General features: G+C 36.6%; 15 protein-coding genes. 12 read left to right on the forward strand and 3 right to left on the reverse strand.

Going from position 1 to position 13367, the window contains the following annotated elements:
- Positions 1–70 precede the first annotated feature (70 nt).
- From AC0INN_RS03030 to AC0INN_RS03065, 8 genes are all read left to right on the forward strand, one after another.
- Positions 71–655 (forward strand): Crp/Fnr family transcriptional regulator, encoded by a 585-nt coding sequence (locus tag AC0INN_RS03030; RefSeq protein WP_273647585.1) that lies wholly within the window; start codon positions 71–73, stop codon positions 653–655.
- Between the two features lie 136 nt (positions 656–791).
- Positions 792–926, forward strand: coding sequence for a hypothetical protein (locus AC0INN_RS03035; RefSeq protein ID WP_273647586.1), 135 nt, complete (start codon positions 792–794; stop codon positions 924–926).
- Positions 927–1202: 276 nt separating this feature from the next.
- Positions 1203–1850: a malonic semialdehyde reductase gene (locus AC0INN_RS03040; RefSeq protein WP_273647587.1), complete on the forward strand. Its 648-nt coding sequence runs from the start codon at positions 1203–1205 to the stop codon at positions 1848–1850.
- A gap of 84 nt (positions 1851–1934) precedes the next feature.
- On the forward strand, positions 1935–2303 hold the full coding sequence (locus AC0INN_RS03045) for a VOC family protein (RefSeq protein ID WP_273647588.1): 369 nt from the start codon (positions 1935–1937) through the stop codon (positions 2301–2303).
- Positions 2304–2494: 191 nt separating this feature from the next.
- Positions 2495–3022 carry a YceI family protein gene (locus AC0INN_RS03050; RefSeq protein ID WP_273647589.1) on the forward strand — a complete coding sequence of 176 codons (528 nt, stop codon included), beginning with the start codon at positions 2495–2497 and terminating at the stop codon, positions 3020–3022.
- 73 nt (positions 3023–3095) lie between these two features.
- On the forward strand, positions 3096–4115 hold the full coding sequence (locus tag AC0INN_RS03055) for an Atu2307/SP_0267 family LLM class monooxygenase (protein ID WP_273647590.1): 1020 nt from the start codon (positions 3096–3098) through the stop codon (positions 4113–4115).
- A gap of 82 nt (positions 4116–4197) precedes the next feature.
- On the forward strand, positions 4198–5166 hold the full coding sequence (locus AC0INN_RS03060) for a type I glyceraldehyde-3-phosphate dehydrogenase (protein ID WP_306612894.1): 969 nt from the start codon (positions 4198–4200) through the stop codon (positions 5164–5166).
- A gap of 22 nt (positions 5167–5188) precedes the next feature.
- Positions 5189–5800, forward strand: a complete 612-nt coding sequence (locus AC0INN_RS03065; protein WP_273647592.1) for a pyridoxamine 5'-phosphate oxidase family protein — start codon at positions 5189–5191, stop codon at positions 5798–5800.
- A 624-nt stretch (positions 5801–6424) separates the two neighbouring features.
- Here AC0INN_RS03065 and cuyB read toward each other — a convergent pair.
- The 3 genes from cuyB to AC0INN_RS03080 form a co-directional block, all read right to left on the reverse strand.
- Positions 6425–7846: a cysteate racemase gene (gene cuyB / locus AC0INN_RS03070; RefSeq protein WP_273647593.1), complete on the reverse strand. Its 1422-nt coding sequence runs from the start codon at positions 7844–7846 to the stop codon at positions 6425–6427.
- 634 nt (positions 7847–8480) lie between these two features.
- The gene (locus AC0INN_RS03075) at positions 8481–9212 is read right to left on the reverse strand and encodes a pirin family protein (protein ID WP_306611620.1); all 732 of its coding nucleotides are present in this window, start codon (positions 9210–9212) and stop codon (positions 8481–8483) included.
- Positions 9213–9285: 73 nt separating this feature from the next.
- The gene (locus tag AC0INN_RS03080; protein ID WP_273647595.1) at positions 9286–9861 is read right to left on the reverse strand and encodes an isochorismatase family protein; all 576 of its coding nucleotides are present in this window, start codon (positions 9859–9861) and stop codon (positions 9286–9288) included.
- 382 nt (positions 9862–10243) lie between these two features.
- Between AC0INN_RS03080 and AC0INN_RS03085 the strand changes: the two genes are divergently transcribed.
- From AC0INN_RS03085 to AC0INN_RS03100, 4 genes are all read left to right on the forward strand, one after another.
- A complete protein-coding gene (locus AC0INN_RS03085) occupies positions 10244–10789 on the forward strand; it encodes a carboxymuconolactone decarboxylase family protein (RefSeq protein ID WP_273647596.1) in 546 nt (181 codons plus the stop codon).
- Positions 10790–10837: 48 nt separating this feature from the next.
- Complete coding sequence (locus AC0INN_RS03090) at positions 10838–11701, forward strand: alpha/beta fold hydrolase (RefSeq protein WP_273647597.1); 864 nt, start codon at positions 10838–10840, stop codon at positions 11699–11701.
- 162 nt (positions 11702–11863) lie between these two features.
- Positions 11864–12442: a Crp/Fnr family transcriptional regulator gene (locus AC0INN_RS03095; protein ID WP_273647598.1), complete on the forward strand. Its 579-nt coding sequence runs from the start codon at positions 11864–11866 to the stop codon at positions 12440–12442.
- Between the two features lie 95 nt (positions 12443–12537).
- Positions 12538–13356 carry an MBL fold metallo-hydrolase gene (locus AC0INN_RS03100; RefSeq protein WP_273647599.1) on the forward strand — a complete coding sequence of 273 codons (819 nt, stop codon included), beginning with the start codon at positions 12538–12540 and terminating at the stop codon, positions 13354–13356.
- Positions 13357–13367: the final 11 nt, after the last annotated feature.

The raw sequence follows: 13367 nt of genomic DNA on the forward strand, positions 1-13367 counted from the left end.
ATAACAATTAGCACATTATTCTACTTAAAAAAGATTTTTTACCTTTAGTACAGCTTTTATTTGATCACCTATGCACGAAACCTTATTCAAATATATTGAAGACAAATCCGGAATGACCTTGAAATCTGATGAAAAGATCCTCATAGAAGAAAAATTCAAACCAAAAAAATTTCGGAAACGGCAATATCTTCTGCAGGAGGGTGATGTGTGCAAATATGCCAGCTTTGTTGTTAAAGGATCTGCCCGTATGTTTTCGGTTAATGATAAAGGTCAGGAACATATTGTTCGTTTTGGAGTCGAGGATTGGTGGCTCGGTGATCCTGAAAGCTATACGCAGGGCACCCCTACAAAATTTCACATAGAAATGCTTGAAGATTCTGAACTATTGCAGATTACCTGGGAGCATCTTCAAGATCTTATGGCGGCGATTCCTGCTGTTGCAGCTACCTTAAAATCAATGGATAAGCAGAGTTTCATAGCAAGCCAAAAACGAATACATGCAGCCATAAGCATGAGCGCAGAAGAGCGCTATGAAGAGTTGATGAAGTCCTATCCATCGTTCATTTTAAGATTTCCGCAAAACATGGTTGCATCTTACCTAGGTATTTCCCCTGAAACATTAAGCAGAATTAAAAAGAATGCCTTGAACGGTTGATTAAATGATTATACAATTATACGATCATACAATCAAAAGGTGGTTACTTTCCTGCTTATTTTATTTGGACTTTTTAAGCGGATCACTGCTGTGGCTAGGTATGATCTTTAAAGCGCATATCCAAGTTTGATTCTTTATGGGCTGGGCCGGCACTTTACAAGGGGAAGGTTATGAATACCATTTGCTTGTGATAGGAATATTAGTGGTGCTGGCGAAATATGGTTCAGGAAAGGTAGCGCTGGATAATCTGTTGCATAAAAACATAAAATAGAGACGGCTGTAAATTTCCAATACTGCATAAACGTTTTAGTAATTGAAAGGATTCGCTTGAGTCCTTTTTTTGTTTATAAACATCTGCTCTCTTACACGAATCCATGATTGATGTCAGTGCTATGCTCTTGATAAATGTCAAGACCATTTTTTGACAAAGGTCATTAATGCTTATTTATGATTAACGCAAATTTGTAACATCAAAATGAATCAAGGGCAATGTCCCTATAAACAAAGAATACATTAGATAATATAAGGACAATTAAAATTTACTATAATGACAACAAATTCAAATCCTCACACAAATTACAATGATGCCGAAAGTTTAGATAGAAAAATTCTTTCTACCGATGTTTTTGATCAGCTTTTTACCAAAGCAAGATCACACCACCATTGGACGGATAAGGCAGTCTCAGATGAAGACTTAAAAAAACTATATGAGATCGTAAAATATGGTCCGACAAGCGGCAACCTGCAACCTGCCCGAATTATATTTGTTCGAAGTGAAGCAGGGAAAGAAAAACTTTATCCCGCATTAGAAGGGATGGGGAGCAATCTAGGACAGGTTAAGTCAGCACCAGTGACCGCGATCATAGCACAGGACGAGCTTTTTTGGCGGGAGGCACCAAAACTATTTCCGAGAATAGATGTTAAACCAATGTTTGAAAATGATCCCAGCTTTGCTGAATCTATAGCCTACAGGAGCAGTTCCCTAACTGGAGCTTATCTCATGATCGCGGCACGTGGTCTCGGACTGGATGTATGTCCAATGTCCGGATTCCATAATAATATTATCGATGAAACATTTTTTAAAGGGACTTCATGGAAGGCAAATTTCATCTGCACGATCGGTTATGGAGATGATTCCAAATTGCATCCGCGTGATCCGCGTCTGGCCTTTGAAGAAGCTTGTCGTTTTGAATAAAGCTATCGGATTTATTAAAGAATGATAAAACGAAAGTGTTTTTCATTTTATCATTCTTAAGTTCAAAAATTAAGATTTCAAACTATGAGAAAAAATAAAATTCCGCTTCGAATTTCTATAAATGGCAAACCTGAAACTGCGCAATACTGGGAAGCACTTGCAAAGGTATTGGGAGCAAAAAACATGCTGGGAGATCCAGGCCTTTCGGCCTATAAGCTAAATGATAATACAGTATTGGAGATTTATGGAACAGGTCTGGTCGGTCCTCAAATGATTTTTAGAGACGGCGATATTGTGATAGGTTTCCAGGTGGACGACCTAGAAAAATCCGTGGATATTTTGCTAAAAGCTGGAGTTGAACCTGTTGATGGTATTATCAGGACATGTGAAAGCTATGCTTACAGTCATCTTTTATTTGACGGAAATCTTTTTGGACTTTATCAGATCGACTAGGCTTGACATTTATCAATCGTATTTTTTGATAAACATCATTCCCTATCTTTTGACAATAGCTGAACTTTGACATACAAACTTTAAGAACGACAGTAATTCAGATACGATTATCAATATATAATCTTCTTGCTCTAAGAAGTTACTAATAGAAATAAAAATTAATTATAAATAACACTTAAAAATTTACAAACATGGCAACAAAATGGAATCTTGACCCAACGCACAGTGATATTACTTTTAAAGTAAAGCACATGATGATTTCTAACGTAAGAGGAAGCTTCACAGATTTTAATGTGGAAGTGGATACTGAGGATGATACGTTTACTAATGCAAAAACGAGAGTAACGATCAAAACCGATTCGATTTCAACCAATAATACTGATCGTGATAACCATCTGAAATCCGCTGATTTCTTCAATGTGGAACAAAATCCAACCATCACTTTTGAGTCTTCAGCACTAAATGTTAGTGATGGGCTTACAGGTAATCTTACCATCAATGGAATTACTAAGCCTGTTACCATCGACCTGGATTTTAACGGGATCGAAGTAGATCCTTATGGAAATTCGAGAGCTGGCTTTTCTTTTGAAGGAAAAGTCAACAGAAAAGACTTTGGTTTGACATGGAATGCTGCCCTGGAAACAGGCGGGCTAATGATTGGAGAAGATGTCAAATTAGCTGGAGATCTGCAATTTGTAAAGCAGGTACAAGAAGGCTAAAGCATTTCTGAAGAAATAATTTTAAGCGGCCAGCTAAATGTTAGCCGCTTTCATTCAAAAGCAAATATTTATTATGGAAATAGGAATTGACAGTTTTGCATCTGCCATGTATGGCACTACAGGAATTACACCAGATCTTGCAATGAAAGAATTGCTTGAGCGTATCGAGCTTGCCGACCAGGTAGGATTATCCGTGTTTGGGATTGGTGAACACCATAAAAAAGGATTTTTAGATTCTGCTCCTGCAGTTATTTTAGCTGCCGCAGCAGCTCGTACCAAGAAGATACGGCTGGCAAGCGCAGTAGTAGTTCTTGGAGCTGCAGATCCCGTCCGGCTTTTCCAGAGTTTTGCAACTCTGGATATTATTTCTGAGGGAAGAACAGAAATGGTTGTTGGCAGGGGATCCTCGATAGAAGCGTACCCGCTTTTCGGACTGAATCTCAGCGACTATGATGAGCTGTTCCATGAAAAACTGAATCTTTTGCTGGAAATCCGTAAAAACGAATTCGTGACTTGGAGCGGTAAATTTCGTTCAAAGTTAGACAATCTTCCAGTTTATCCAAGACCTTTGCAAGAAAAGCTCCCTATTTGGTTGGGAGTGGGCGGTACTCCAGCCTCTTTTGAAAGGGCAGGCCGATTAGGATTACCACTAATGGTAGCTGTCATTGGTGGTTTTACGGAACGATTTAGACCTTTGGTTGATATATACAGAGAAGCAGGAGCTAAGGCTGGATTTAGACCCGAGGATTTAAAGGTCGGTCTGCATTCACCTGGTTATGTTGCTGAAAACGATATGAATGCTATCGCCGAATATTATCCCGGACATGTTGATCAGTGGAACAGAATTGGCAAAGAAAGAGGGTGGGCGCCAATCACACGTTCTCAGTTTGATTTAAATGTCAGTCCCAAAGGTGTATTAGTAGTAGGTGGTCCCGAAGCGGTAGCAGAAAAAATAATTAATCACAGTGAGTCACTCGGAGGTATCCAAAGATTCACTTTTCAGATGGACAATGCCGGTCTTTCACACAGCCAGTTAATGAAGGCCATAGAACTAATTGGTTCCAAGGTTATTCCGACTGTGAACATGACATAAATGTAGAAAATATGTTGTAATTTCATTCAAATTTCACAATTCCAAATATATTAAAAAAGTAACAAAATGAAAAAAAATCGCTATTAACGGATTTGGCCGTATTGGCCGTGCTGCCTTAAAAATCATTTTTGATACGAATGATCTTGAAGTAGTTGGTATCAATGATCTAATGAGTATAGAAAATGCTGTGTACCTGCTCAAATACGACAGTAACTATGGCAAATATGAAAAAGATGTTCAGATTGCTGGTGATACAATTGTTGTGAATGGTAAGCCAGTTAAATATACTAACGTCACGGACATAGAAAGTTTACCATGGAAAGAAATAGGCGCAGAAATAATCATTGAAAGTACAGGTTTGTTCACCAATAAAAATGATGCTGAGAAGCACCTTACAGCCGGTGCAAAATTTGTGGTGATTTCCGGTCCGACCAAGGATACTCCAACTGTCGTACATGGTGTAAATACAGAGGACGGTAAAGTTTCAGTTTTTTCATGTGCAAGCTGTACTACCAATAACATTAGCCCCATTATTGAAATACTGGGAAGACGACTTGGTATCAAAAAAGCAATTTTGAATACAACACATGGTTATACAGCATCTCAGACCCTAATTGATGCCCCATCTAAGAAAGAGCCCCGTATGGGCAGAGCAGCAGGTATCAATCTGGCACCAGCTGCTACAGGGGCTGCTATAGCAACAACAAAAGCCCTACCTCAGTATGTAGGAAAGTTTGATGGTATAGCAGTTCGAGTACCAGTTCCTGTAGGCTCTATATCCGACATAACTTTTGTTGCAGAAAGACCTACGAGCATTGAAGAAATTAACCAAATTTTGACTGAAGAATCAAAAACTGAGCGGTATAGTAAAGTTATTTCTGTAACAGACGAACCTCTTGTATCTACTGACATCATCAAAAGTCCATTTGCTTCAACTGTTGATTTGGAAATGACCCGTGTTGTTGATGGTGACCTGGTAAAGGTTATGGCATGGTATGACAATGAATGGGGATTTAGCAATCAGATGATCAGACAGATCCAGTCTATTTAAAACTATCAAAAAACTACAGCAGATGAATTATGCAAACACAGCATTTACAGAAGTAATTAAGGCGATCCAGGAACAACAGGGAAGCCGTGATATCTATGAACGGATGGAAAAACAAAGTTACCGCGATGGTCTGACAGAAGTTGAAAAGGGTTTTATAAGTGGGATGGATAGCTTCTATCTGGCTTCATTTGGCGAAAATGGATTTCCTTATATTCAGCATCGTGGTGGTCCAAAAGGCTTTGTTAAAGTTATTGATAAGGAGACCCTTGGTATGATTGATTTCAGTGGGAATAAGCAATATATTTCCGTTGGAAATATTGTCACCAATAATAAGGTATCACTGATAATGATGTCATATCCTATGCGTGCAAGATTAAAAATCTATGCTAAGGCTGAGGTTATAGAAATTGAGGACGATCCGGCTCTATTTAAAGAATTGAAACCTAATGATTATAAATTCAAACCGGAGCGAATGCTGATCTTTCGGATCGAAGCTTACGACTGGAACTGCCCACAACATATTATACCGAGATACACCGAGTCGGAAATTACAGAAATACTTGGACCTAAGTTGGAATATATTGAAAAGCTAGAGGAAGAACTAAGTACTTTGCGCAATCGTATAAAAGGGTAATTCCTAACTAAAAATAAAAACAGATGATATTCTGACCACTAAAGGTGGTGCTGAAAGATTATAGCGAAACTCAGTTAACCTTCCCCTCTTTTCAAAATTGAACATATTGCACAGCTTCCGGCGATCAGATTAAGATACTGGCAACTCAATCACGACACGGTTCTGCAGGCATCGAACGAATCACGGGGGATTTGATGGGCTTTCATATTACCGTGTAAGTGGAAGAAAGAATTTTGAGCTGTATATAAAAGAGGATACCGTGTACTATAATGAAAAGCTGATAAAAGGGGACTGGAAAATCAACTGGTAATTTTTTCTCCGCAGATATTAATGACTTATCGGATGATGCTGTTTCCGCTTATAATTATTTGAAAAACAGAAATGACCTGAATTATTCCAAAATGGGATTTTTAGGAGCAAATCAGGGTGTGGCTTATTCCGTTGGGAGCCAATAAGATTTCCGATTGTGGCTTTGCAATTTTAGTAGTCGGTCCTGCAGTTTCTCTTTACGAGCAATATTTCAATAGGGTTCAATATACTGCCTGGAAATGTCGCAAAATTTTCAATGATAAAATATTCTAAAAAAATATATTAATAGTCATCAGAACTTCAAATCTATATGATTCATTGTACTGTTGAAAGATCAACTATTTTCTTAGCTAAAATTAGTGTGGGATCTACTAAAGTAACTTTTCTCCCCTTACTTATAATAGTGTCTTCCGATGAGAACATTAATGGCAATTCGGTACAACCAAGGATGATCACATCAGCACCTTCATGAATCAAAAAGTCAGCGGCTTTGAGTACATATTCCTTACAAATACCTTCAGCAAATCCTGCTTTTACACCTAATTGACCATAAATACTTTCCATAACATACTCCTGATGTTTTGTATCGGGTATAATAACTTCCAATTTCATCTCATTTAGCACATCATGATAAACCCTACTATGTAAAGTTCCACTGGTAGCAAGCAGACCAACTTTTATATAACCATAATTTTGTAGAATATGCTCAGCGGTAATGTTCAGCATATTAATAATTGGAATTCCCAGATGCTCCTGAATATCTTTGACAAAAGCATGAGCCGTATTGCACGGAATGGCGATCGCATCTGCACCTTCCGCCTCTAATCGCTTACAAGTTGAAAACATGGCTACAGTAGGATCAGTTTCCTGCCGAATAAGATTAGCAGTTCTATCGGGAATTTGCGGATTTTGTTCGACTACCATTTTGATATGATCCTGATCTTTTTGGGCAGGTGTACTCTGTATAATCTTGTTCATGAAGTCTACTGTAGCTGATGGCCCGACTCCTCCAAGGATACCTATTTTAAAAGACTTTTCTACATTACTGTTAGGATTCAGCAGGGCATAGTCTGCATACACTTGATTCACATCAATCATTTGGATACCACGTCTATGCAATAATTCAGTAATTAGTGAGAGTTCAGTGATACCTGGCAAAATAATATCACAGCCGCCTTCAGTTAGTTCTGCACAGATTTTGTAAATGTACTCGAATGATAGGCCTTCAAAATATCCGTTTTTTATTCCATATTTACCATATATTGCTTCCATCAACTTATCCTGATCAATAGGAAATATGAGTTCATAATCAAGAAAATATTCGTCAAGCTTTTTGCTCTGCCTAACAAAATCAGAGGTAAGTATACCAATTCTGGTTCCAGAGGAGAATCTCGAACGTATATAAGCGGCAAGAGCATCATATATATTTACGATCGTAATAGAAATTTCCTTCTGTAGCTCATCAATGAAAGAATGGCTTGCAAAACAGGGCAGTAGTATTTTAGTGACATCTCTTTTCTCAAAATTCTTACTAACATTATATGTATAAAATTTTCTTGATCTGATATCCTCTTCCTGATGTAAGGGGAGGTTAATCTGGCTGTAGGGTTGCTGTTCAAAGATAAAGTGGTAGCCCAATTGATTTTTAAGAACTTTCTTGTTTTTGAGTAATTTGAAGAACAGGTCGCCACCGGATAAAGTGCCAAGGCCGCCGATTACTGCAATTTTTTCTACCATTCCGCTTGACTAAATAATATTTTACAAATTTACAAAATTTTTTAGCAAAACTTAAGGACTAATTTTTAGTTTAGCGATAAAAAAAGAACTACTAATGAAAGGGCGACTTTGCTTTGTTAGTTAATATCAATATAATGAATTACAAGATCTTAGAAAAAAACGAATTATCAATAGTTATTTGAGCTTGGAAGCTATTTTGTGAAAGAATGGAGTATTTTTGATATCATTTCAAAGAAGTGTAATAATTAGGTAATGGCTCAAAATATGCATGTGGTGTGAAATAAGTTATTGCTTCTGTATACATGGAAACCAGTGTATAACGTTCGGCTCCTGGATGCTTACAGTACAGAAGGGATTATAATAGTTTTTTTAAGGAGTTGTTAACAAAGTTTAAAACTAGGACTGCTAAACTTAAGATTTTATAAAACTTGCAAAATATGAACAGACTGAAGTCTTCAAACGTATGGACCTGAGATTTGTTGGCCACAGCAAATCTTAGCGCAAGAAACCACACCCTGCCGATCGGTTACTATGAAGACGGAACGAATCTGGATAAATTGTATATCGGGACAAATTATACAGCAGAGTATGGAGGGAATTCAACAAATTGTCTCAAAGTAGCTTATAGGTAAAATCAAATGTAAAACTTGTTACCACTAAACATTCCGGTATCACTATATTCTGCATTTTTTTTAATTTGAAATAAAACCAGATTACTCTCTGTTTCAGCTTCAATAATTAAATTTTCTTCAAAAATCACAGAATCCCCTTTTGTAACTGTCTCATTTCCGATTTTAATATTTCCATTAAAACAGTAAAGAAAATTAATAATCTTATCATAATTTTCAGGAACTTTAATAGAATTTTTTTTGTTTAATCTTATATCAAAAATATTAGTTTCCACTCTTAATTTCAAAGGAGCGTGTTTTTGATTTCCCGCAACTAAACGCCAAATATTATCGCTGTAAATATTTTCAAACTGATGAAACTGAACCTTCGGAGGCAAATCATTTTCTGTAGGGCGCATAAAGATCTGAAGTATTTCAACGTTTTCTTCTGAACTTTCCTCGTGTGAAATACCACTTCCGGCGTTCATCATCATCATATAAGAGCTATTCAAATGCTCTTCATGTCCGGTACTGTCTTTGTGAATCATTTTTCCTGAGCGCATGTAAGATAAAATTTCATCGTTCTGATGAGGATGCATCGGCACCAGTCCGGGAGGTTTGAATAGCGCATGATCAATTCTTCCAATGGTAAAAAAGCCGGTATCTGTTTTATCCAAATTGGCACCAGGGTATAGAATTTCCACTTGAAAAGTAGAATTTCCGTGAGTATGTTTTTCTGAAGCTTTTATAATTTTCATAACTTTGATTTTAATAAAAAAAGAAACACAGGTAGTTCCACAGAACCCGTGTTTCTTTTTGTTAAATTGACGATTAATGATAGTTTAAAATTCCTACCAATTTCTGTCCGTTAGGGCTTGTCCAGTCGATAGCCAATTCAGAAATAATCTGGTCAACTGTTGTAATAATAGCTCCTGCCTGTCTCATTCTTTCCAAAGCTAGATTATCTCCATATTTTGTATAAGAAGCCGATGCATCCGCAGAAACCTGCACTTCATATCCTTCATCTAACATCTGTAAAACCGGGAAAGTAACACAGATTTCAGTAGTGACTCCGGCTACGAAAAGTTTTTTACGTCCTAAATCTTTTACTGCTTTATTAAAACCGTCATGGTGCATGGCATTTACAATTCCCGGACGTTTAATACGTGCTTTGAATGCTTCCGGTAAAATTTCTTCAAGTTCAGGAATCAACGGTCCCTGTACATACTCTTCCATACTTGAAGTAAGAATTACAGGCATATTAAGCGCTTTTGCAATTTTTGCCAGTTTAATTGCGTTTTGCTTTACTAAATTAATGTCATGAGAATGTGTCCATGCCATTGTTCCTACTTGGTGATCAATTAGCAGCATTGCTGCGTTTTCCGGGTTGAATGCTTTTGTGTGCATAATGTAATTATTTAAATGTTAATAAAAATTTGTTTTTGCTACAACAGAAATTATATGATTGTTGTACAGGACAAAATTATGCTCATTGCAAGCCCTAAAACGGTGATATTTGATACAAAAAAACTGTGATAAATGTCAATCAATTTTTAAATTTTATATCTAAAAAACCTGATTATCAGTTTATTAAATGATAAAAGACCATCTTGGAATTGATATTTTGTCATTTTAAAAAAAATAATTGTTAAAAAATTTAAGAAAAATAACGCTTAGAAAAATTGCCAACTCTTCGGGAAATGATGCCTAACTGTTGCCTGGTTCAAATTCACAATTTTGTACCGTCAATAACGACAAACATATTTAATAATTTAAAAACAATATTATTATGGCACGCATTAAAGCATTAAATCCGGAGGAAGCTACCGGAAAAACAAAAGAACTTTTCGAGACTGTAAAATCTAAAATGGGAATGGTTCCCAACATGATGAGAACTTTAGGAAATTCTCCAGCGGTACTTAATGGATATCTGGGTTTCAATGCCGGATTAAGTTATTCTTCGCTTGGAGGAAAATTAGGAGAACTGATTGCACTTACCGTAGCCAACGAAAACGGATGTAACTATTGCAACGCTGCACACAGTTTTGTCGGTGGCAAAATGGGAATCAGCGAACAGGATATTAACGATGCAAGAAATGGAGTTTCTTCAGATCAGAAGGTAAATGCAGCCCTGGTTTTTGCTAAAGAAATTCTGAATACTAAAGGAGTAGTTTCTAATGAATCTTTAGAAAGAGTAAGAGCAGCAGGTTACAATGACGCTCAGATTCTGGAAATTTTAGCTCAGGTATCACTCAGCATTTTTACTAATTATGCAAATATTTTGGCAGATACAGATATTGACTTTCCAAAGCTGGCTCCAATCTCTAAAAACTAATCAACACTTATAATTTAAAATAAATCTTAAACTTAAATACTTACAACAATGAAGACAACATTCAATACAATTGATATCAACGGAATAGAAATTTTTTACAGAGAGGCAGGTGACAGAAAAAATCCGACATTAGTTTTGTTACATGGTTATCCGACCTCATCGCACATGTACAGAAATCTTATCAATGATCTTTCAGATAAATATCATCTGATTGCTCCTGATTATCCAGGCTATGGAAGAAGTGAGCAGCCACCTATGAGTGAATTCGAATACACTTTTGATAATTTTGCAAAAATAGTGACAGAGTTGTTAGCAAAACTTGATATTAAAAAATACAGTCTTTATCTGATGGATTATGGAGCTCCCATCGGTTTTAGAATTGCCAGTGCATTCCCTGAAAAAATAGATTCATTAATTGTACAGAACGGTTGTGCCTATGAAGAGGGGCTGGAAGCGTTCTGGGATCCGATTAAAGCCTATTGGAAAGATCGTAACAATAAAGAAGCTGAAAATACATTAAGGGGTTTCCATGACCTCAATGGTCTGAAATGGCAATATACCCACAGTGTAACGGATCCAAGCGTAATTTCTCCGGATAACTGGGAAATTGACCTGAGACATTTGGAAAGACCTGAAAACGGAGCAATACAATTAGCTTTATTCTATGATTATCAGAATAATATCCCTTTGTACACGAGTTGGCAGCAATATTTCAGAGATTATCAACCGGAAATGCTTATTGTTTACGGCAAGGATGATTACATTTTTCCGGGTTCAGGGGCAGAAGCATTTAAGAAAGATGTAAAAAATCTTGAATTCCATTTGTTTGAAGCTGGTCACTTTGCTTTAGAGAGTCATGGTGACGAAATTGCGGCAATTATTGAAAATTTCTTAGACAGAAAAGTTAAATAAGTTGTTCACTTTTTGAAATCACCCTATAAAACTTACAGGGTGATTTTAATACTCACTACTATTTAAATTAATAAAATATACAAATATGAAAAAAGCGGGAATTTTTTTAATTTTGATAATAAGCGACTTTTATGGTTGCCAACTAACAAATAATTATTAAAAATGTACGAACCGCTTTTTGATTATATAGAACGTTACAGCAATTCAGGGCTTTCGTCCGAAGAAAAAATAACAATTCAATCGTTGTTGCTTCCTAAAAAGTTGCGAAAAAAACAATATTTTTTGGAGGAGGGTAATGCGTGTCCATACACAGGTTTTATTCTTAATGGAGCAATCCGGATGTTCAGTGTAGACAGCCACGGCATCGAATACATTCTTCAATTGGCAATAGAAAATTGGTGGATTGTAGACCGGCAGAGTTTTATTAATCAAACACCTTCAAAATATTATATTGAAGCATGGGAAGACACAGAATTATTAGTGTTACCAAGACCTAATCTGGATGCGTTTCTGGAAATTCCGGCTATTAAAGCCATGTTTTGGAAGATGAGTGAAAACAACCATATCGCAACGCAAAAACGTGTTGACGATGCGATTAGCCTGAGTGCTTTGGAACGATATAAGAGTTTCGTTAAACTTCATCCTGAAATGATCCAAAGATTTCCATTGCATCAGATTGCCTCTTATTTGGGAATTTCAAGAGAGACATTAAGCAGAATCCGTAAACAAAGCTTTCGGTAATTGATTTTTCTGTCGATTGTGAGTTTGTGACAAATATCAACGTTTTGAATGTGCAGCTGCTGTAAATTTGTTTCAATAGAATTATAATTAAAATCATGGAAAGAAATATCAAAACTACAGATACGGGAAATAATATTCTCATGACTGCCACATATATCGGAGGTCCTACAGTACTTCTTAATATTGGCGGATTTCGTATAATGACTGATCCTACTTTAGATCCTGAAGGAACTTCATTCATTTTAAATGAAAAAATGAAAGAGTCAAAGTTGTCGGGACCTGCAATAATTCCCGGAAAGCCCGTTGACATTGTTTTATTGAGTCATGATCAGCATTTTGATAATTTAGATAACATGGGCCGGGAATACCTAAAAGAAGTGAAAGCAACGCTGACCACGAAAAAAGGAGCGGAAAGATTAAAAGGAAACAGTATCGGTTTAGATCCTAAAGAATATATAGCTTATAGTTCCCCTGCTGGGGACGAAATCAGAATAACAGCTACTTCTGCCCGCCACGGTCCCGCAGGAATAGAAAAGCTAGCAGGCGATGTTATAGGATTTCATATTGCCGTTTCAGGAAAAAATAATTTTGAATTATATATTACCGGAGATACCGTCTTCTACAATGAAATTGAAAATCTCGGGAAAACAATAAATCCGGCCTACATTTTCGCATTTGCAGGAGCGGCTCGTCCCAGGGGACCATTTAACTTAACAATGGGTACCAACGATGTTCTAGATACCGCTCATGTTTTTCCAAAATCAATTATTATTCCTTTACATTCGGAAGGATGGTCACATTATACAGAAAACAATGCCAATTTGGAAGAGGCTTTCGATATTTTGGGAATTAGAGAAAGACTTCAGATTTTAAAACCAGGTGTTGAAACTATGCTTTCTTTACACTCAAATTAAATACAATTTCA

Source organism: Chryseobacterium subflavum, from assembly GCF_055762745.1.